Origin of the sequence: Streptomyces adustus (assembly GCF_009377175.1) — a bacterium.
Classification (GTDB): domain Bacteria; phylum Actinomycetota; class Actinomycetes; order Streptomycetales; family Streptomycetaceae; genus Streptomyces; species Streptomyces adustus.
Genome location: NZ_VJZD01000002.1, coordinates 1 through 20,588 on the forward strand (window position 1 = coordinate 1; position 20,588 = coordinate 20,588).

At 70.8% G+C, this 20,588-nt stretch carries 12 protein-coding genes and 3 tRNA genes; 2 read left to right on the top strand and 13 right to left on the bottom strand.

Translation table 11 applies throughout. The features are described from left to right. Positions 1-23: 23 nt before the first annotated feature. The 13 genes from FNH09_RS00760 to FNH09_RS00820 all read right to left on the bottom strand — a co-directional run bounded on the left by FNH09_RS00760 (position 24) and on the right by FNH09_RS00820 (position 18,499). Entirely contained in the window at positions 24-1,061 is a 1,038-nt protein-coding gene (locus tag FNH09_RS00760; RefSeq protein WP_152884001.1) for a ketoacyl-ACP synthase III family protein, read from the bottom strand. Then, the gene (locus FNH09_RS00765) at positions 1,048-1,866 is read right to left on the bottom strand and encodes an HAD family hydrolase (protein WP_152884002.1); all 819 of its coding nucleotides are present in this window, start codon (positions 1,864-1,866) and stop codon (positions 1,048-1,050) included. Before FNH09_RS00765 ends, FNH09_RS00760 begins: the two co-directional genes overlap by 14 nt. Before the next feature lie 4 nt (positions 1,867-1,870). Continuing rightward, a complete protein-coding gene (locus FNH09_RS00770; RefSeq protein WP_338017420.1) occupies positions 1,871-2,836 on the bottom strand; it encodes an aldo/keto reductase in 966 nt (321 codons plus the stop codon). 20 nt (positions 2,837-2,856) lie between these two features. Next, entirely contained in the window at positions 2,857-4,089 is a 1,233-nt protein-coding gene (locus tag FNH09_RS00775; RefSeq protein WP_338017421.1) for a beta-ketoacyl-[acyl-carrier-protein] synthase family protein, read from the bottom strand. Next, positions 4,086-4,325: an acyl carrier protein gene (locus FNH09_RS00780; protein WP_152884004.1), complete on the bottom strand. Its 240-nt coding sequence runs from the start codon at positions 4,323-4,325 to the stop codon at positions 4,086-4,088. The genes FNH09_RS00775 and FNH09_RS00780 overlap by 4 nt, the downstream gene beginning before the upstream one ends. Positions 4,326-4,413: 88 nt before the next feature. Then, positions 4,414-5,460 carry a beta-ketoacyl-ACP synthase 3 gene (locus FNH09_RS00785; RefSeq protein ID WP_162467936.1) on the bottom strand — a complete coding sequence of 349 codons (1,047 nt, stop codon included), beginning with the start codon at positions 5,458-5,460 and terminating at the stop codon, positions 4,414-4,416. Beyond that, positions 5,457-6,452: an AfsA-related hotdog domain-containing protein gene (locus FNH09_RS00790; RefSeq protein WP_162467937.1), complete on the bottom strand. Its 996-nt coding sequence runs from the start codon at positions 6,450-6,452 to the stop codon at positions 5,457-5,459. The genes FNH09_RS00785 and FNH09_RS00790 overlap by 4 nt, the downstream gene beginning before the upstream one ends. A 471-nt stretch (positions 6,453-6,923) precedes the next feature. After that, the gene (locus FNH09_RS00795) at positions 6,924-7,244 is read right to left on the bottom strand and encodes a hypothetical protein (RefSeq protein WP_152884008.1); all 321 of its coding nucleotides are present in this window, start codon (positions 7,242-7,244) and stop codon (positions 6,924-6,926) included. 4 nt (positions 7,245-7,248) lie between these two features. Beyond that, positions 7,249-13,854 carry an RHS repeat domain-containing protein gene (locus FNH09_RS00800; RefSeq protein WP_238426359.1) on the bottom strand — a complete coding sequence of 2,202 codons (6,606 nt, stop codon included), beginning with the start codon at positions 13,852-13,854 and terminating at the stop codon, positions 7,249-7,251. Between the two features lie 151 nt (positions 13,855-14,005). Continuing rightward, complete coding sequence (locus tag FNH09_RS00805; RefSeq protein WP_162467938.1) at positions 14,006-17,665, bottom strand: LamG-like jellyroll fold domain-containing protein; 3,660 nt, start codon at positions 17,663-17,665, stop codon at positions 14,006-14,008. A gap of 442 nt (positions 17,666-18,107) precedes the next feature. After that, positions 18,108-18,181: transfer RNA gene (locus FNH09_RS00810), tRNA-Ile, on the bottom strand. A 167-nt stretch (positions 18,182-18,348) separates the two neighbouring features. Then, positions 18,349-18,421: transfer RNA gene (locus FNH09_RS00815), tRNA-Asn, on the bottom strand. Between the two features lie 5 nt (positions 18,422-18,426). After that, positions 18,427-18,499: transfer RNA gene (locus FNH09_RS00820), tRNA-Asn, on the bottom strand. Positions 18,500-18,657: 158 nt separating this feature from the next. On the opposite strand from FNH09_RS00820, the gene FNH09_RS00825 reads away from it, so the two are divergent. Together FNH09_RS00825 and FNH09_RS00830 are read left to right on the top strand one after the other, a co-directional pair. Next, positions 18,658-18,963: a YtxH domain-containing protein gene (locus tag FNH09_RS00825; protein WP_152884010.1), complete on the top strand. Its 306-nt coding sequence runs from the start codon at positions 18,658-18,660 to the stop codon at positions 18,961-18,963. Positions 18,964-19,063: 100 nt separating this feature from the next. Continuing rightward, positions 19,064-20,515 (top strand): FGGY family carbohydrate kinase, encoded by a 1,452-nt coding sequence (locus FNH09_RS00830; protein WP_152884011.1) that lies wholly within the window; start codon positions 19,064-19,066, stop codon positions 20,513-20,515. Positions 20,516-20,588 lie beyond the last annotated feature (73 nt).

Below are 20,588 nucleotides of genomic sequence, written 5' to 3' on the forward strand. Positions count from 1 at the left end.
GAACGCAGGGGTGCGGGCCGGGCTCAGCGCACGGGCCGGGCGACGATCGCGCAGGTGAAGCCGAAGCCCCCGCCCGCCGAGACGGCGACGGCGATCTCGCCCGGGGCCAGCAGCTCCCGCCCGCGGATGTCCGCCAGGTTCGCGGCCAGGTCGCCGGCCCCCAAGTGGCCGGTCCGGGCGCCCAGTTCGACGATGTCCGCCTTGGTCAGCCCCTCGACCGCCGGGTGGTACGTCTCACGGCGGACCTTGACGCCGACCCTGGGCAGGGCGAGCACCCGGACTCGGGGATCTCCGGCGTCGACGCCGGCCTCCTCCAGCGCGGTCGTGACGATGCCGCGCAGGGCGTCGTGCACACCGCTGTAGAAGCCGTCGAGGCCGACATCGGTGATGAACGCCTTCTTGGTGCGCCTGACGTCGATCCGGTCGCTGTGCCACCGGGTCGCCGGGGTGAACTCGTCCCGGCCGCGGTGCAGTCCCTCGGCCGCCGAGACGGCGGCGCTGGACAGCCCGAGGAGCGTGAACTCGTCGACGCTGTCGTCGCGTTCGTGCAGCAGGAGCGCCGTGGCGCCGTCGCCGTAGAAGACGCCGTAGTCGCCCGCCCAGCGGTCGAATCCCTCGTCGGGGAAGCGGTCGCCGGTGGTGACCAGGGCGGTGGCGGTGGCGGGGTCGGCCAGCAGCCGCGAGGCGGCCGCCTCCAGCGCGGTGCCGCCGCCGTTGCACATCACCTGGATGCCCAGCGGCACCCCGCGCACCGCGCCGACCTGGTGCGCCACGTAGTGCGCGGGCGACCAGAAGTCGTGGCCCTGGTGGTGGATCCAGGCGTGCGCGGTGAAGCCGAGGTCCGCGCCGTGCCAGCCCGCCGCGTCGAGCGCGCCGCGTGCCGCCCGGACCGCCAGGTCCGGAGCCGAGAGCGTCCTGGAGACCGGGACCTCGGTGACACCGGTGTTCACCAGGTCGTCCTCGTCGATCCGCCCGCGCGCGAGGGCGTCCTGGGCGGTCTCGACGGTCTCCGGCAGGCAGGTTCCGACGGCCCGTATGCCCAGGCCGTTACCGAGTCGCATGGGTGAGTTCCTCCGTGTACGCATTGGTGGCCGGGCCGGCAGCGGCGCTCCCCTGTGCCGTCGCTGCCGGCCCGGCGGTCCGTGGCAGCCGGATCCAGCCGAGCCGGTCGGCGTGGGCGGCGAGCACCGGGTCGTCCCCGACGACCCCCGCACCGCCCACGCAGGTCAGCAGCGGCAGGTCCGAGGCGTGGTCGCCGTAGGCGACGCAGTCCTCGGGACGGGCGCCCGACCGGGCCATCAGCGCACGGGCGGCGGTGGCCTTCGCCTCGCCGATCACCACGGCGTGCACCTCGCCCGTGTACCGGCCCGCGACCACCTCGGGGTCGCTGCACAGCACGTGCTCCGCGCCGAGCTGCTCCGCGATCGGGTCGAGACAGGCCCGGAACGACCCCGAGACGAGCGCGATCCGGTACCCCTCGGCCCGGAGCCGCCGCAGTTCGCGGACGGCCCCGCGGTGGAGGAAGCCGTCGCGCCGCAGTTCCCGGGCGAACCAGCGGCGCCCGCTCTCGGCGACCGCGGCCTGTGCCATCCCCGTGTAGTTGCGGTAGTAGGTGCGGTTGGTCTCCTCGCGGGATACGCCGACCCGTGCCGCGCTCGTCAGCTCGCTCTCGGCGGCGCGGTACCGGTCCGGGTCGCCGAGGTGGAACTCCAGGAAGGAGAAGATGCTCTTGACGTCGACGAGCGTCTCGTCGACGTCGAAGAACGCGATCCGGACCGCCCGTGCGGACCCGTGCTCGCCGCCCCGGTCGTCCACGCGCCCGGTGCCGCCGGGTGCGACGCCGGCGGGGCGCGGTTCGTCGCCCATGGGCTCAGTACCTGCTTCCGACGGCGGTGGGCAGGGCGGCCAGGGCGGCCAGGTCCTCCGCGGCGAGGTGGACCTCCGCCGCGGCCAGGTTCTCCCGCAGATAGCGCGGGTTCTTGGTGCCGGGGATCGGCACCACCCGCTCGCCCTGCGCCAGCGTCCAGGCGATCGCGATCTGGGCGGGCGTGACCGAACGGCGGTCGGCGACCTCCCTGATCCCGTCGACGATGCGCTGGTTCGCCTCCATCGCGGCGCGGTGGAAGCGCGGGTTGGCGGTACGGAAGTCGCTGTCCTCGAACTGGCCGGCGTGCAGGGTGCCGGTGAGGAAGCCGCGGCCCAGCGGCGCGAACGGGATGAAACTCGCCCCCGCGCTCTCGCACCAGCCGACGATTCCGCCCTCCTCTCCCTCCAGCGCGTCGCGCGTCCACAGCGACAGTTCGGACTGGACGGCGGTCACCGGGTGGATCTCGTGCGCGGCGCGGGCCTGCGCGACGGTGGCCTCGGACAGGCCGAGCCAGCGCACCTTGCCCTCCGCGACCAGTTCGGCCATCACTCCCCAGGTCTCCGCCAGCGGGACCGCGGGGTCGATGCGGTGGACGTAGTAGAGGTCGATGACGTCGACGCCAAGCCGGCGCAGGCTGGCCTCGACCGCCGTACGCACATAGGACGGCGAGTTGTCGCGGTGGGCCGTCCGCTGCTGGAGATCCTCCAGGACGATGCCGAACTTCGTCGCGACGACGACCTCGTCGCGGCGGCCCGCGATCGCCTTGCCCAGCAGCGTCTCGTTGTGGCCGGCCCCGTAGAGATCGGCGGTGTCCAGCAGGTTCCCGCCGAGGTCCAGCGCCTCGTTGATGACCCGCACGGAGCGTTCGTCGTCCCGGGCGGACTCCTGGTAGAGCCAGCTCATCCCCATACACCCGAGACCGACGCTGCCGATCTTGATTCCCGTGTTGCCCAGACTTCTCAGGCGCACTTCCTGCTCTCCTTCCGCCTTCAGGCGGCCGCGAATACGAGTGCGGCGTTGTGGCCGCCGAAACCGAGCGAGGTGCTGACCGCGACCTCCAGGGGCGCCTCGGCCGCCCTGCCCGTCGTGACGTCGAGGTCGATCTCGGGGTCGAGTTCGGTGAGGTTGGCCGTCGGCGGCACCACGCCGTGACGCAGCGCCAGGGCGGTGAAGGCGGCCTCGATGGCGCCCGCGGCGGCGAGCGCGTGCCCGGTGACCCCCTTGGTCGAGGTGACCTTCGGGCGCTCGCCCAGGACCCGGCGCAGTACGCGGCCCTCGGTGACGTCGTTGAGCGGGGTGGAGGTGCCGTGCGCGTTCACGTGGTCCACCTCGTCCGTCCCCACACCGGCGTCGGCGAGGGCGGCGCGCAGCGCCCGCTCCATCCCGGCTCCGCTCGGGTCGGGCGCGGTGGCGTGGTACGCGTCCGTCGACGAGCCGAAGCCGATGACGTCGGCGTAGACCGGGACACCGCGCGCCCGCGCGTCCTCGGGCCGCTCCAGTACGAGGATTCCCGCGCCCTCCGCCGCGACGAAGCCGTCGCGCGCGGCGTCGAACGGCCGGGACGCGGCACCCGGGTCCTCGCGCCGTCCCGAGAGCCCGCCCATCCGGGTCAGTCCGGTGATGGTCCCGGGAGTCAGGGCTGCCTCGGCCCCGCCGGCGAGCACCACGTCGCAGGTGCCGGACCGGAGCAGGTCACGGGCCACACCGATGGCGTTGGAGCCGGACGCGCAGGCGGTGGCCGTGACCATGCTCGGCCCGAACGCCTTGACGTCGATGGCCGTGTGGCCCGCGACCATGTTCGACATCCCCATGGGGATCATCAGCGGGGAGACGTTCCTCGGCGCCTCCTCCATGAACCTGCGGTGCTGCTGCTCCCAGGTGGCGGTACCGCCGAGGGAGTTGCCGATGACGACGCCCACCCGGGTGCCGTCCCAGCGCTCCGGGTCGAGGCCGGCGTCGGCCACCGCCTGGCGGGCGGCGACGATCGCGAGCTGGGTGAAGCGGTCCAGCCGCCAAGCGCTTCCAGCACCGAGCAGCGCGCCGGCGTCGAAGCCGGGCACCCGGCAGGAGAAGTCGACGGGCAGACCGGCGAGTTCAGGATCGGGAGCGGCGGTCGGCCGGCCGGAACACACCCGCTCCCAGCTCGTCCGTGTGTCGAGACCGGCGGCGGTCACCAGTCCGACACCCGTGATCGCCACGGCCCCCTTCGAGGAGAGGGTCACGCGCGCACGCCCTGGGCCTCGATGAGTTCGACGGTGTCCGCCACGGTCGTCTCGCCCTGGAGGATGTCGTCCGTGAGGTCGACCCCCAGCTCCCTGTTGATGATCATCGTCAGCTCGATCAGGGCGAGCGAGTCGAGGGCGAGGTCCTTGTAGCTGATCCCGGGCTCGATCTTCGCGGCGGGCACGCCGAGTTCGGAGACGAGCAGACCGGTCAGCTTTTCCTGTACAGCGCTCATGAGGCGTTCTCTTCCTTCACTTCTTACGGATGGACTCGGCTCGTACGGACCCGGCGCGTACCGCCGGAGTCGGCCCGTACGGACGGACTCAGCTCGTGCGGACGGATTCGGCGGGCGCGAGAAGGCCGGGCAGGGGTTCGACGGAGAGCTCGGGGAACTCCAGGGCCGCGGCCCCCCAGGTGAGGCCTCCGCCGAAGCCGCACAGCAGCGTCCGCTGCCCCGGCGCGATCGCGCCCGCGTGCGCGGCGTCGACCAGCGCCAGCGGGACGGAGGCGGCGACGGTGTTGCCGACCCGGTCGAGGTTGACCACCAACTTCTCCTCGGGCAGCCCGAGTTCACTGCCCACGGCGGTCAGGATGCGGATGTTCGCCTGATGGGCGACCAGCCGGTCGACGGATTCGAGGGGCCAGTCGAGCTGTTTCGCCAGCCGCCGCGACGACTCGCTCATCCGGGTCACCGCGTTGCGGAACACCGAGCGCCCCTGCATCGTGAAGAACGCGTCGCCCGGTGCGGCGAGCCCCTTGGAGCGGTACTCGGACCCGCCGCCCGGCACGGTGATCAGGTCGGCCTGGGTGCCGTCGCTGGCCAGGTCGAACCCGAGCAGCGCGCCCTGTTCCTCCAGGCTCCCGGCACGCAGCACCACCGCCCCCGCGCCGTCCCCGAAGATCGCCCTGGTCGTACGGTCCTCGGGGTCGAGGATGGTGGAGAAGGTGTCGGCGCCGATCACCAGGGCGCTGGCGGCGATCCCCGCGCGGATCATGCTCGATGCGGTCGCCAGCGCGTACACGAACCCGGTGCACACGGCGGCCACGTCGAACGCGGGTATCTCCCCCAGCCCGAGCCGGCCGGCGACTTCGGGCGCCGTGGCCGGGCACGGATGGTCCGGGGTGCTCGTCGCGAGGACGAGGAGGTCCACCGTGTCCGTGCCCGCCGAGGCGAGTGCCCGCGCCCCGGCCCGGACCGCGAGGTCCGAGGTGGACAGCCCCGGCGGGACGACGAACCGCTGCCGGATCCCGGTGCGGGTGGTCACCCACTCGTCGGTGGTGTCGAGTTGCCGGGCGAGGTCGTCGTTGGTGACGCGGTTCGGCGGCAGCCAGCCGCCGAGCCCCGTCAGCACCGCCGCGCGCCCGCTCACCGTGTGCTCCGGTGCGAGGCGGGCACGGCCGTGGTCTCCACGGTGCCGGACGCGACCTCGTCGCCGTTCTGCCGGAAGGTGGTCCGGAAGGTCCGGATCGCGCCGTTCTCACCCTCGGGGACCACGTCGACCGTGGTCGGCGCGTCGAGTTCGGCGAACTTGGCGAAGCCGAGGTCGAACCCGACGAGCGTGGTCTCGTGCGCCGGCCGGCCCAGGAGCCGGGCGCCGGCGAGCAGGGCGGCCTGCCGCGCGGCCTCGGTGAGCACCATGCCCGGCAGGTGGTCCTGGGCGTGGTCGAACATGCTCGGGTTGTCGTTGGGGATCCGTACCCCGGCCGAGATCCCCTCGCCGTCCCGCACGGGGTCGACGAGCAGGGCGTTGACCGGGTTCACGCGCCCGAGGTCGGCCGGGGCCACCGTCGCCGGGAGGGTCGTGACGTCGTCGGACGAGACGGGCGGGCTGCCGCGCCGCTTCGACCGGACGAAGGAGTACGTCCCCGACGACAGGTAGCCGACCGTCATGCGCGCCTCGCCGGCCTCCTCGCCCGAGAGCAGGAAGCGCATCCCGTACGTGACGGACCGGGCGGGGGTGGTCGCGTCGGCCGGCCGGTCGGTGGTGACCTCCACGGTCAGCTCCGCCGGGTCGCCCGAGTGCGCGGCGAACAGGCCGGGCAGCCGCATGGACCACGACTGGAGGACGAACTTCGTGTCGCCGTCGACGCCGAGGTGGGTGTGCGCGCCGCAGGTCTCGGCCTGCCGGGCGCATTCGAGCAGCAGGATCGGGTCGACGACCGTGTGGCCCACGTGGTCGGTGAAGTAGGCGTGCGAGGAGGGGAGCTGGGCGCCCGCGAGAAAGCGCTGCCCGTCCACCGCGACGGTGTCGGTGAGGAACACCTCCGACAGGGCCCGGCGGTGGAGCAGGCGCCGGTCGACCGACCGGACGAACTCCAGCGCCCGGACACCGGACGCGAACGTGGCTGTGGACACCGTCATCGGTGACTGACCCCCCTTGCCGAGAACGCGGCGGCAGACGCACCGGCGCTCCCGGAATCTCGTAGTCGTGCACCGCGGACCGACGCGGCCGCGGCTGACGAGAACGAAATTAGCCACGCGGTCTTTCGTCCCGCTGTCGGCGCGTGTAAGGGGGCGACATCCCCTCGAAAGGGCCGCTGACCTGGGATTCATCGGCAGAGCGCCGGATGTGGAGGGCACGTCGTGCCGGAAGAGCCGGTGGCGTTTCTCGCCGGGAAGCGGGCCGCGGACACCCGGCGGCCCCGGCCCCTGACGGGCCACGGACTCCCGCCGCTCGCCCCTCCGGGCGTACCGGAGGGGCGACCGGCAGGAGCCGAGAGACGGGTGGCGGGGGGCGAGAGGCGGGAGGATCAGGGCGGCCGCCGATGTCGAACGAGCCCCGGACGGGTGGTCCGGGGCTCGTCGTGTGCGATGGCGGTGCAGCGCGAGACCTCACATCTCGGGTTCGCCCGCGGGGTCCAAGGCGTAGGTGACCCTTTCCCCGACCCGCACCGCGGCCTCGATCATTCCCTGGCGTTCGTCCCCCGCGTAGAGGTCGGCGCAGGCACTGATCGCCGGGTACAGCTCCGACAGGAGGAGGGCGACCGATTTCGGAATGACCTCGGAAGTGCGCCACTCCTGTCCGAGCCGGTCGATATGCCTGCACAGTTCGTCCAGCGCGAGCTGATCGAAGCCGTCGTTCAGGCGCAGAGGCCCGATGAATCGCTCGGCCGCGTCGTCCAGTTGCGACACGAGTTCCTCGTCGAAATCCACTGGATCATTCCTCGTCTTCGACCAGTCCGATGATGGCGTTGGGGTTGATGTATCTCTCGACCAGGGCCTCTTGCGATGATTGCGCGTTGTTCAGCGAACGAAATCCTCGCAGGTACTTCGCCCTGTTCTCGGCGGTGGTGAGGTCGACCAGTCGCGCCTCGACTTTATCTCCGTCGATGATAGCCACGCGTTGACCGGGCTGGCGCCACTTCTTGATCACGTCCCAGCTCTTCGTCACCGAGATCCACTGGGTCCGCACCCGGCTCCCCTGACCGATCTGCACGTTGATGGTGTAGTCGCCGTCGACGTTCTTGGCGAACAGCCCCTCTGCCGGATCCTCGTCGGGACGCAGATTTCTGTACCAGATTCCGGCGGCTGCCGCCCCGGGGCCGCCCCGCAGAACATCTTTGAGAGACTCGCTCGACGAATCCGCCGAAAGCATCGGGAAGTATCCGAAGTCGGTGGAGTTGTGCGCGTCGGGCCGGCTCTTGGGACAGGCGCCGGGGGCTTCATTGCAGAAGACCTCCCAGAATGTCTCACTCGCCAGGTGGATTCCGTCGCGGGCGTCCCACATGTCGCCGGAGTCCGTCATCCGGTTCTGTTTGTCAACCATGTGGAGCGCATCGAGCCATGCGCGTTTCGCCTCTTTGTCGAACTGACGCGGCGGAATGGGCGCGATCGTGACCGGATCGCTCACCGGGGCACTGCCGGTGCCGCTGCTGCATTTGTGCGTGTCGCAGTAGTGGCTGGAGCCCTTGTAATTCTTCGACCCCGGGTCGTTCTCGGAGTGATAGGTGCCGTACGTGCCGTTGCTGCCGGAGCAGAAGTGGACCGGACCGCAGCTCTCCAGGCCTGTGGGGTCGCTCTGCGTCAGCGGGCTGTCGTCGGCGTAGGTGTAACCGTTGAGGGATTGGGTGTCGCTCGTGTCGAGGACCGGGTCGACGCTGAGGAAGCGGCCGGTGGCCGGGTCGTATTCACGGGCACCGACGTAGGTCAGGCCGGTGGCGGGGTCGGCGGACTTGCCGAGGAAGGCCTTGTCGTCGGTCCAGGTGCCGGTGCCGCCGGTCCGGGAGGCGCCGAAGGGGGTGGTGTACCGCTTGGTGACCGCCTGGCTGGTGGCGTCGAGGGCCAGGCTGCTGGTGCCGTGCTGGTCGGCCGCGAGCCAGGAGAGGGTCTCGGTGCCGGTCTTGTCGGTGCGCACGGCGATGACCTGGCCGCCGGCGTTGTAGTACCGCTGGGCCCAGTACTTGGCGGTCGCGGTGGAGGTGTCGAGGTGGACCTCGGTGCCGTCGTCGAGGTACAGGACGGTCTCTCCGCCAGTGTTGCGGCGGATCAGGAGGGTGCCGTCGGCGTCGTAGACGTGGCTGGTGGTGCTCTTCGTGGTGCCTGAGGCGGACTTCTCGGTGAGGGTGACGAGTTGGCCCTCGGGGCTCCAGGTGAGGCTCTGGGTGTCGGTGCCGTTGGGGCGGCCGGTGGTGTTGCCGGTCGCGTCGTAGGCGTACGTGGCGGCCACTCCCGTGCACGAAGCGGCCGCGGTGGTGGCGGTCACGGCGTGCGGGTGGGCGGTGTCGCCGTAGCAGTACGTCCTGCCGGTGTTGCCGGCGGAGCTGTGGCTGGTCTCCGTGCTGCGCAGGCCGCCGTCGGAGTAGCTGTACGAGGTCCAGTAGGGGGAGGCGCCACCGAGGTTGGCGGTGGTGCGGCCGGAGGCGGAGCAGTCCGCGGTGGCCGGGGTCCAGGCCTCGGTCAGGCGTTGGTGACCGTCGTAGGCGAAGCACTGGTCGTCGGCCTTGCCGGTGCCGCCGAGGGTGGTGGGGTCGGTGATGGAGGTGACGTTGCCCGCGTCGTCGTAGCCGTAGTTCAGTTCCTGCAACTCGTAGTTGTGGGTCTGGTCGGTGACCGCCGACTGCTTGAGCCGGTCGGTTCCTTCCTCCCAGGTGTTGCTGATGTAGGCCTTCTTGATGCCCTCTGCCGCCGAGGTGCCCAGGGTGAGCTGCTGGGGCTGACCGGTCTCGGAGTAGGCGGCGCCGAGCAGGTAGCCGCTGAGGCCGGCGACGTCGGTGGGCAGACCTGCACTGTCGTAGTGGGTGACGACCTTTTCCTCGGCCAGGCCCGCAGCGGCCGGTTCGTCGACGTACTGCTGGGTGCCGTCGAGGTTGTAGTACGTCGAGACGGTCAGCGTGGAGGTGACGGCGCCGGAGGTGACCAGGGCGTCGGTCGAGGGCAGGACCAGCTGCGTGGTGGTCGGCCGGTACAGGCTGTCGTAGGCGGCGACCTTGCGCGTGTAGGCGGTGCCGGTCACTCCGCCGACATAGCTGGTGGACGAGTCCAGCTGCCCCTTGGCCAGGGTGTCGTAAGCCCAGTGGGCGAGCTTGTTGGCGTCGGTCTTCGACGTCTGCCACTGGTCGGTCCTGCGGCCGAGTTCGTCGTAGCCGTACAGCAGGGTGGTCCTGCGGGAGTCGGAGGTGGTGGCGACCTGGTCCAGGTCGGTGTACGACGTGGCGCCCGTGCCCTTGTCCGGGTCCGTCGCCGAGACCTGACGGCCGAACAGGTCGTAGGTGTACGACCATCGGGCGCCGTCGGGGCCGGTGACGACGTCCGGCTTGGAGTCTCGGGTGTAGGTGTACTTCGTGCCGGTGTAGGCGGCGCCGACGCCCGAACCGTAGGCGGTGTCGGCCGGGTCGGTACCGGAGTACTCGCGCTGTTCGGTGGTGCGGCCGAAGACGTCGGTGATGGTGCGGGCCGCGGATCCGCCTGCCGGGGCGGTGGTGGCGGTGGAGTCTCCGGTGTACGTCGTCGCCTCGGACCGCTTTTTGACGCCGTAGACGTAGAAGCTGCTGCTGGTCGGGCGTTCGGCTCCGTCGAAGACGGTGTCGGTCTGCTTCGGTGCGCCGCCGTATCGGGCACGGGCGTAGCTGCCGGAGGGGGTGGCGGTGGAGTCGAAGACGTCGGCGTAGGTCTCGTAGGCCAGGCTGCGGCTGTTGTAGCGGACGTCGGTCAGCAGTCGGCCGCCGTTCGGGGTCGGGGCCTGGGTCTGCAACGGCCGCAGCAGCGAGTCGTAGATCGTGTAGCTGGTGTTGTAGACGTCCTCGCCGAGGATGCTGGAGGTGGAGACCCAGGACGGGGCGTTGTCGGTGACCGAGTAGGCGTAGGTGTAGTTGGCGCCGTATCCGGCGGCGCGCAGGTGATTGGGCAGCCAGACGGCGGTCACCCGGCCCAGCGCGTCATACGTCGACTCGGTCAGCTTCGTGTTGACGTCGTAGACCTTGACGGGAGTGCCGCGAGCGTAGTCGAGGTAGGTGTAGGACTTCTGGGTCTTCGCGTTGGTGACCGTGATCTTGGTCAGGGGTCCGGTCGTGGTCGGGGTGTAGGCGGTGGTCGTCGGGTTGCCCAGCGCGTCGGTCACGCTCAGGGGACGGCCCAGCGTGTCGTACGTGGTCTTGTCGACGGTCTGCCAGGAGGACGGGTACCGCTCGCCGTTGGTGGCGGTCGCGGGGTAGGCGGATGCCCGTCCGGTCCAGTTCGCGTCGCCCAGGGTCGGGGTCTGCGAGGCGGTCCAGGCCGTGGCGGTGGCGGTGTCGTAGACCGTGGCCGCGTCGGACAGCACGTCCCCGCGCGTGCTCGACGAGGCCGGCAGGCTCAGGTCGGTCTCGGCAGTGGAGCAGGCGCGGCCGACGACTCGGGTGCGGGAGACCAGGGAGTTGATGCCCAGGCTGCCGTTGCGGGCGTACCAGGTGCGCGTGCAGGTCTCGTCTCCGGTGACGGCCGTGTCGCCGACGTCGTAGACGGTGACGGGCATGCCGTAGCTGTCGAAGCCGGTGGTCACGCTGCGGGTGCGCCAGTCGGCGGCGGCGGTCAGGTAGGTCGAGGTCTGCGTCCTGGAGGTGCGGACGAAGTAGGCCTCGATGTCGGCGTACGACTTGTGCTGACTGGCCGTACGGCTGGACCAGGGGTCGTTGACCGAGACGGTGACCGGGGTGGACCCGTCGTAGGTGATCTGCTCGCGGGTGAATCCCGAGAAACGGCTGCTGTCGGTCTGATCAGCCACGCCCAGACCGGTGAAGCCGATGCCCGGGACGGAGACCGAGCGGGTCGTGCCGTCCTTCTGCTTGTCGCCGTCCATCCCCTGGAGGTACAGCGACACGGTCTTGGACTGGGTTTCGCTGGAGGCGCCCTTCAGCGTGGTGACGGTGCGGTAGCCGCGCCAGTCGGACCAGGTGCGCTCCTTGGCCGGGGTGAACGGGTCGTTGTTGTAGTGCCAGGCCGGCCCGGAGTAGCTGTAGTGGTTCTCTATCGTCTCGCCCAGACCGGTGGGGTCGGAGGTGATGACGTCGGTGACCCGGTACTTGTTGAACCAGTCCAGCGACGCCTCGGTGGCGCCGTTGATGTGCCAGTAGACCGGGTAGCAGCTCATCGTGTCGTTGTCCTCGGACGACGGCATGGTCGAGCCGCGTACGCACTCCGGGTCGGACAGCGTCACCGCGGTGACGGCGCCGGCTTCGGAGGTGACGGACTGGATGCGGGGCCGGTTCAGCGGCAGGACGTCGTCCGTGGCGGAATCGACCCGGTTCGCCCGCATCTGGTAGGTGAACGTGACCGGGTCCAGAGAGATCGCGGTGCCGTTCTTTCCGGTGTGCCGGATGCTCTTGAGGACGAGGGTCTGGTCGCTGCTGTTGCCGATGTCGCCCGGGTCCAGGAACTGCTGGGTCAGCGCCCAGGAGTCGACGTCCGTGTAGGCGCTGGAGGCGGCCGACCAGGCGTGGGTGTCGATGCCGGTCAGCCGCTTGCGGGTGAAGAACGCCGGGCCGGTGGCCTTGCAGTTCGCGCCGGAGGTGCACAGGGAGTCGTACGGGACGTCGGGCCAGCTGGAGGCGGTGGAGGAGGTCAGCGAGGAGCAGTCGGAGGCGGTGCAGCGCTCGTCGTAGGAGAAGGTGATCTCGTCCGAGGCGGTGGCGGTGAACAGGGTGTCCTTGTTCTGCCCGTAAAGGATCTTGGTGAGGTAGCCGCCCCGCGTGTACGGGGCGGTGCCGGTGGACGCGCCGTTCTTTCCGTAGTAGTTGGTCTCCGCGGTGTACCAGTACGACATGGCGTTGCCGTGCAGGTCCACGACGTAGTCCAGGTTCCAGCGCCAGGCCTGGGTGACGGCGCGGTCGGCGAAGGCGGTTCCCCGGTCGTAACCGGGCTCGCCGGAGTTGTTGCCGAACACCGGCGCGGTCCAGACGGAGTTGGTGCGCTGGGTGTCCGCTCCGGGAAGCTTGTTCAGGCCGAAGACGTATCTGGTGCCGTCGCCGGTGGTGACGGTCCAGTATTCGCCGTCGTCGTCGCCGTTGTCGGCGCCGGTGGAGTGGGTGACGGTGGAGGCGTCGTCGTCCTTCAGGTGCCAGACGCCGGTGGTGTCGTCCTTGACCAGCTCGGTGGACTTGCCGTTCAGCACGAGCGAAGCATTGTCGTACTTCCAGCACTCGTCGTACTTGCCGCTCTCGCCGTCGTCGTCGCACGAGGCGTAGGACCGCTCGACGTAGGAGGACGCCACGTCGCCGAAGCCCTCACCGACCTGCGTTCCCTGATTGTTCGTCGAGGCCGTCCTGCCGTCCACGCTCCCCGAGTCGTACGACAACGACAACTGCGGCGACGGTCCTGCGGCGGCCGGCGGAGCGATCAGGGGGTAGGACCAGGTGAAGCCGCCCGAGGCGCTGCCTGCCTCCCAGCTCGAGGAGGCCGAGAGCGGGCTGGCCGCGTAGTTGCCGGCACCCGAGGCCGATTCCCCCGGTGCTGCGGCGGTCACGGCCAGCACCGTGGCCGACGGCGTCGTACCGCCGGTCATCGGGGACGTGCGCGGTGCCGAGCGTGTGGCCCGCGCGGTGCCGAGACCGCTGCCTGCCTTCCCCAGGCCGACTTCGGCCGACAGGGTCTGAGCACCGATGTCGTTGTGCGAGCCGAGCGGGGTCTGTGTCTGGCAGGCGGCCTTCTGCGGCGTGGTCAGCGCGCAGGCCGGAAGCCGGACCAGCCGCAGGCGGCCGGACCAGCCGCCGCCGTAGGCGGAGGCGAACGCCGAGTAGTCGACGCCCACCCGGGCGGAGCCCGGCTCGGCGGCCGCAGCCGTCAGCAGCACACCCTCGACGCCCGCCGCCCGGGCCTGCTGCTGTCCGAGAACCCGCACCCGGACCTGGCCCGCCGCCGGACGGGTCCCCCGTGCGGGTGAGACGGTGACCGGCAGTCCTCCCGTGGTCAGCCGTGCCATGCCCTGTCCCGGTATTCGCCCGGCCGCTTCGGCGGCGTGCGGCCAGACCACGTGCTGCTGGGCACGTGCGCGCCGGGCCTGGGCCGCGTTGGCGGCCAGGGTTCCCGCAACCTGCGCCCGCGCCTTCTTCGCGCCCAGACCTGGATGCTTCTGCACCTTGTCGACCCGCTGCCCGGGCAGCGCCGGCTTGCCCAGACCGCCCCCGGCGGCATGAGCGGCCGGCACCCCGAGTCCCGTCGGAACGACCAGTGCCAGGCACAGCGCCGCGACGACGGACGCCCGCCGACGCCGTACGTCCCGCACCCCTGCAGGTGCGCGCCGGGGTAGCAGGACACCGCGGGTCAGAGCGGTGCCGATCCAACGAGCCTTCATGCCGGAACTCATGACTAGCCTCCCGCGACCGCTGCCGGCCGCCTGCGCATGCCAAGGGATCAAAAGAGCGAGGGGACAAGGGAGTCGGGCCGGGTGGGGCGGCTGCCTGACGCCGCCCCACCCGTACCTGTACCTGTACCTGTCACACGGGTCAGTCGCCGATGGTGTCGGTGACCTGCTGGTCGGCCATGGCACCGGCCCACAGCCTGATGTCGGTGATCTTTCCGGGCAGGTAGTGGCCCATGGCTCCGCCCACGTATCCCGCGCCGGCCGAGAACTCGCCGGACCCCGCCGCCACCGTGTAGGGATGTGTGACGCTGAAGCCGTTCTCGTCGGGTCCGAGATAGAAGTGGATCGCCCCGGACGGGGCGTCGTAGGTGCCCGTCATCCGCACCGGGCTGCCCAGGACCGCGGCCTCGTCGGAGACCACCCCGTCGAAGCTGCCGTCCGTGTTCAGCCGGCCGAAGTACCAGAGGCCGACCGGGACGGTCGTGTCCGTGTCCGGATCGATGTCGGTGCCGGTCAGCCGGTACCAGAAGCCCCAGGCGGAACCGTCCGCGCTGCGCTGGCCGGTCACCTGCGCCGTGTATCCGACAGGTTTGGACAGCAGTGCGTCGCGGTCGGCGTCCGCCAGCGTGGTGACGGTGAACGACCCGGTGTCGTCCAGCACCGGCCCCGGGCTGGTGGCCGCCCCGTCCGTTCCGTTCAGGACGAGGGCCTGCCCGTCGAGCGAGGCACCGCCGGACAGGGTGAGCGCGCGGCCGTATCCGGAGGTGGTGTCCGCCAGTGTGCCGCCGCTCGCGCCGTCCGGGTTCCAGGCGCCCATCAGCTCCACGCTCGGCGCGTCGCCGGCGTCGAGCAGCCGGTCCTCGGTGGCGATTTCGTCGTCCGTCAGGGCCCGCTGCCACACGGCCACCTCGTCGACCCGGCCTCGCCAGTAGTTCACGTAGGTGCCCGGGGTGAAGCTCACCCGGCCGAACTGCAGGGTGCCGTCGGTGACCGTGGCGTCCGAAGTGCTGGGCAGCGCCACCGGCGCGCCCTGGAGGCGGCCGTTGACGTACAGGGAGATGGTGCGGTCCACGGCGTTGTACACACCGGTCAGGTGCGTCCACACCTTCAGCGGCACCCCGGCGTCGTCGGCGTTGGCGCCCAGGTACTTGTGCACCCCGCCCTCGTACCAGCTCCACAGGAACACCCAGCGGTGGACACTCGGCGAGTAGTACAGGGCGAATCCGGAGCCGTCACTCCCCGTCTCCGACAGGACCGTGCGGAAGTCGGACCCGTCCGTCAGGTAGGCCCAGGCCGAAACGGTGAACGACGACTGCGTGTTGACCACCGGTGCGGCGGTGGCCGCGTACCCGGACTGACGGGTCGTGTCCGAGGTGTCGTTCAGCCAGAGCGACCGGTCCCCCTGCCCCCGGCGGGCCAGCGAGGACCAGCCCGCACCGGTCGTGTACAGCGTCGCCGCGTGCCGCGTGCCCTCGGTCGCCGTGTCCACGGCCGCCGTCACGCCGGAGCCCGGCGCTGCGTCGTCGAAGTGCCAGCGGCCGATCGCCGTCTGCCCCTCGGCGACGTCGAACTTCACGATCGTCTTCCCGCCCCAGCGTCCGGCACTGTCCTGCGCCCGCACCTGGAGCTGCTGGGTGCCCGCCAACTGGGGCGTGATTTTGGCCGTGACCTTGTTTCCGGAGATCGGCTTGGACCAGGCGGTAGAAGTCGCCAGTTTGTACTCGTAGGCGGAGTTGGTGTCCCCCGCGGCCGGCGAGAAGGTGAACTGACCCGCCGCGCCCGGCCCGCCTGCGGGGGCGCACGCGTCGGCTGTGCACTCGGAGTACGGGCTGCCGAAGGTGACCACGGGCGCCTTCGGGGCGGTGGTGTCCACCTTGAAGTAGCACCAGCCCTTGGTGGTCACCGTGCTGTGCGACTCCAGGGAGTCGTCCCCGCTGTTGTAGTAGGAGCGGCCGAACACGGCCAGCCGGTAGAGCGGTCCCCCGGACAACGTGATCGGCGACGGGTAGGTGAGAACGGTGCCGTTGCCGACATAGCCGCTGGTGGGCCGCACCGGCTCGGTCGCCACCGACCAGGTGCCGTCGCTGTTCTTCTGCTGGATGTAGTAGTGCGCGCGCAGGCTCGCCCCGCTGCCGCCACCGGTCGCCGTCCACACCGTCGCCGTCAGGCTCGGCGTGGGATCCGTGATCACATCCGGGTCGGCGGAATCGGTGTCGCAGCTGATCCCGTTGCCCTCGACGATGCCCGCCTTGGTCGGTACCGCGGGAAGCCCCACATACGTCACCGATAGCACCGCGTCGTTCCGGAACCGCTTCCAGGCACTGGTGTCCGTCTCGTCCCGGGCCTTCAGCAGCAGCGTCAGCCGCGAGAACTTCCCCGCCGCGAAGTCCCCCACCGTAGACGTCAGGCTCGATCCGCTGAACTCGATCGGCGCCGGCGGCTGCGACGGATCGCACAGGGAGCTGCGGCCCGCCGACACGTCCCGGCTGGCCATCACCCCCAGGTACGAAGGGCGGTTCGCCCAGGTGGTCGACGACGAGATGTTGCTCGTGCGCTCCAGGTCGACCCAGCGCGCATCGCACGTGAACGACCAGCTTTCGGTCGCCCGGAAGGTCGCCGACAGCACCTTCTTGCCCGCCAGACTGCTCGGCGAGAACTGGAAGTACAGCCGCTCGGTGTAGCCGGGGCCGCAGTAGTAGCCGTTCCACGAGGAGCAATGTCCCGCGCCCTTGCCCTCGTTGCTGCTGCCGTTGCCCCAGTTGAAGTCTGTGACGCCGTCCGAGCGCAGATACGTGTGCGCCGTCTGGTCCAGGCCCACACTGGGGTCGATGTAGAGGGGGTAGGCACTGCTGTCACTGTTCGTCAGCATGCCCGTGTCCGGCACCACGGTCAGCGAGTCCGTGCCGACCTGGACCGGCAGCACCGCCGATGCGTCGCCGTCGCCGGGCCCCGCCGTACCCTCCGTCGACGTGCTGGTGGACGGAGCCGCGGTGGCCGACGGGGACGGGGCGCTCGCCCGGGTGACCGCAGCCGTCCGCTCCGGACGAGTGGACAGGCCGGAGGTGGCCGCGTCGCCCTGTGAGTCCCACATCAGCGCCGCCGGAGCGGAGAAGACCGGGCGCGCGTCGGCGTCCACGGCGGTCATCCCGCCGCCGCTCGTCGACGTCACCGTCAGCCCGTCCGACTCCAGCGAGAGGGTGACCCTCTTCAGCTCCGGATCCGCGGCCGCCTGCGGCGTCTTCACCACCAGCAGCTCACGGAAGCCCTCGGTCGTCGCCGTCATGCGCAGATCCACGCCGGGCAGCACATCGGCGTACACCGCGCTCGCGCCGTCCAGCGTCGGCTTCGGCAGTCTCCCCGGCCAGCCCAGCCGTAACGACCTGCCGCCCCGGGCGATGTCCACCAGCCCCGAGCCGTCACCGCCGTCGGAGAACGCCAGCTGCACCACGGCCGCCTTCGGACCGACCGTCCCGTCCGCCCGGACCTCCAGGCTCGGATCCGGCGACACCCACGACCCGTCGCTCCGGTGCACCCGCACCGGTACGGTCGACTGGTCCAGCCGGAACGTCGTGCCGTCCGGATCGGCGTATGTCGTCGTGTACTCCGTACGGTCGTCGGCGACCTCGACCGGAGAGCCACTGGCCACCGCCCGCTGCGCGGCGGCCGCCTCCACCGACAAGGGCGTCGTCGTGGCGGAACCGGTCTCCTGGCCACCCGCGACGGCCGGGTGCGCGGCAGCCGCCGCGACCGGCTGAATCAACAAGACGGCCGCGGCCAGCCATGCCGTACGCAACGGCCGCACACGTCTCCCCTCCGAATCCCCCACAACCCCACCCCAGAACACTTGACTGACCGATCACAAACACTTGGCGATCGGAAAGCCTGGCAGGGGCACTTCAATCCAGGAGCAATGGATCTTCCAAGATCAGGCGATCAGCCTCCCGGGCGCAGGTAAAGGATCTTGCTGTTCACTTCGACGACAGATCCCGGTCGCCTGCCATAGACCTGGACCGAGAGCCTCAGGCCTTCTCGCCGGACACGTGACGCCGGGAACGGTCAGCACGCGCGGACCGTGGTCGGCACGACCACGTCGCGGCACCAGGACGGAAGGACGCGGTCGACGAGCCCGTCGGCGGACCGCGGTGGAGAGAAGGCAGAGGGCGGCCGCGTAGGCACGGCTGACGCCTCGCTCGAAGGAGCTGCCCGAAGGCGCTGTGCAGTCGGCAGGTCCGAAGCCTGCGCGGTGGGGCGGGTGGGACTCGAACCCACGGCCGACGGATTATGAGTCCGCTGCTCTAACCGGCTGAGCTACCGCCCCATACGGCGTGTCGCGTACACGTGTGCGCGCCGTCTGCCGCAGCATAGCCGCTCATACGATCTCCTGCCTCGTATGGTCGACTTCGCACGACCAGGGGGACCGTGCTGCCGCCTGCGCGGTTCCCCCGGACATGAAAAAGGACCCCTGAGGGGTCCTCGTTCACCATGCTCCCCCGACTGGACTCGAACCAGTAACCTGCCGGTTAACAGCCGGCTGCTCTGCCAATTGAGCTACGGAGGACCGAGCTCCCCCGACTGGACTCGAACCAGTAACCTGCCGGTTAACAGCCGGCTGCTCTGCCAATTGAGCTACGGAGGAATGCCTCGTTGCATCGAACGTACCTCCCTGGGTATTCGCCAGGGGGCGGTTGCTCGCTGCGACACATACATTAGCGCAAGCAGGGGGGTGCTCCGCCAATCGGTATTGCTCGGCCCCGTTGCCGCGCCAGAGACCCAAGCAAGGGAAGGGCGGTCGCCATGCGCTACCGGCTCACGTTCGTCGCCGGAGTCGCCGTGGGTTACGTGCTGGGCTCACGGGCCGGGCGCGGACGTTACGAACAGCTGAAGAAGTCGGCGCTCCAGGTCGCCCACAACCCCGCCGTGCGCAACACCGCGGAGACGGCGGCCCAGCAGAGCCGCCAGATCGCGGGCCGGGCGTACCACGCGGTGAGCGTGAAGGTCGGCGACCGGATGCCCGACTCGGTCTCGGACCGGGTGCGCTCGCTGCGGACCCGCAACTCCGACGGCGCGCTCGACGACGACTGGGGCACCAGCAATACGTGACACACGTCACATGGCGACTGTCGTGGGGCGTGCCAAGCTGCAACCTCCCTGAGGCCTCACCCGGCACGGAGACCTCTCCCGGTGCGGCAGAATTTTGTTCATGGGGATAGTCGCCGGGTTGGACAGTGCGCCCGATTTCACTCGTATCGTCGTCTGCGACTCGGACACGGGCGCCGTGCTCAGGCAGGGCTATGCGCCGCATCCGCTGGAGGCCGGCGAGAACGGGCGCCCCGCCGACGTCGATCCGCAGGCCTGGCTGCTGTCCCTGGGCGAGGCCGCGGGCGGCGGACTGCTGGAGGGCGTGCAGGCCATCGGCGTGTCCGCGCAGCAGAACGCGATCGTGCCGCTGGACGCGCAGGGCAACACCGTGCGGCCCGCGCTGGTGGGCGCCGACAAGCGCACCCAGGTCTCCGCCGCCGACCTGGTGGACGGGCTCGGCGGGCGCGAGGCGTGGGCGCAGGCGGTGGGCTGCGTCCCGCAGGCCGCGCAGCCGGTGACCAAGCTGCGCTGGCTGGCCCGTAACGAACCCGACAACGCCCGGCGCACCGCCGCCCTGCTCCAGGCCCACGACTGGCTGGTGTGGCAGTTGCTGGGGCGCCCGGCTCGCCGTACGACCGACCGGGGCGGCGCCTCGGGCACCGGGTACTGGTCGGCCGCCACCGGCGCCTACCGGCCGGATCTGGTCGAACTGGCGCTCGGCCACCAGGTGATGCTGCCGGACGTGATCGGACCGTCCGAGGCGGCCGGCACGACCCCCGAGGGGCTGCTGATCTCGGCCGGTACCGGCGAGACCATGGCCGCCGCCTTCGGGCTAGGCCTCGGCTTCGGCGACGCGGTCGTGTCGCTGGGCGCGTCGGGTTCGGTGATGGCGGTCCATCCAGAGGCGCTGGTCGACCAGAGCGGAATGATCACCTCGCTGGCCGACGCCACCGGCATGCATCTGCCGGTCGTCACCACGCTGAACGCCGTACGCACCCTGCGCGGCACCGCCGAGCTGCTGGGCCTGGCCGACCTGGAGGCCCTGTCGGAGCTGGCGATGAAGTCGACCCCTGGGTCGCACGGCCTGGTGTTCCTGCCCTACCTGGAGGGCGAGCGGACGCCGAACCTGCCGCACACCGCCGGGACCCTGGCGGGCCTCAGACGGGAGTCGATGCGGCCCGAGCACCTGGCCCGGGCCTCGTTCGAGGGGATGCTGTGCGGGCTCGCCGACGCGCTGGACGTGCTGCGCGGCCGGGGTGTGGAGGTGCGGCGGGTGTTCCTGCTGGGGGCGGCCGCGGAGCTGCCGGCCGTGCAGGCGGCGGCGCCCGGGCTGTTCGGCGCGCAGGTCGTGGTGCCGCAGCTCGCCGACTACGCGGCGATCGGGGCCGCCCGGCAGGCCGCCTGGGCGCTGGGCGCCTCGCAGGGCACCCTCGACCCGCGCACCCCGCCCGCCTGGCAGGGCCCGGCCGCACAGGTCCTGGAGCCCGGCGACCAGCTGGCGGTGGGACAGGCGGTGCGCCAGCAGTACATATCGGTGCGGGAACAGACACATCCGACGGCGTTCCGCGGCTGAGCACACCGCTGCCGGTTCGGTCGGTCGGTTAATGGGTTGAGGTAACACCGGTGGAGTGTCCGACGATAGGGGC

What these genes read in the sequence shown, in the direction of transcription:
- FNH09_RS00760 (WP_152884001.1), bottom strand. Translation starts at nt 1,061, where the DNA reads ATGCGACTCGGTAACGGCCTGGGCATACGGGCCGTCGGAACCTGCCTG.
- FNH09_RS00765 (WP_152884002.1), bottom strand. Translation starts at nt 1,866, where the DNA reads ATGGGCGACGAACCGCGCCCCGCCGGCGTCGCACCCGGCGGCACCGGG.
- FNH09_RS00780 (WP_152884004.1), bottom strand. Translation starts at nt 4,325, where the DNA reads ATGAGCGCTGTACAGGAAAAGCTGACCGGTCTGCTCGTCTCCGAACTC.
- FNH09_RS00790 (WP_162467937.1), bottom strand. Translation starts at nt 6,452, where the DNA reads ATGACGGTGTCCACAGCCACGTTCGCGTCCGGTGTCCGGGCGCTGGAG.
- FNH09_RS00800 (WP_238426359.1), bottom strand. Translation starts at nt 13,854, where the DNA reads ATGAAGGCTCGTTGGATCGGCACCGCTCTGACCCGCGGTGTCCTGCTA.
- FNH09_RS00825 (WP_152884010.1), top strand. Translation starts at nt 18,658, where the DNA reads ATGCGCTACCGGCTCACGTTCGTCGCCGGAGTCGCCGTGGGTTACGTG.
- FNH09_RS00830 (WP_152884011.1), top strand. Translation starts at nt 19,064, where the DNA reads ATGGGGATAGTCGCCGGGTTGGACAGTGCGCCCGATTTCACTCGTATC.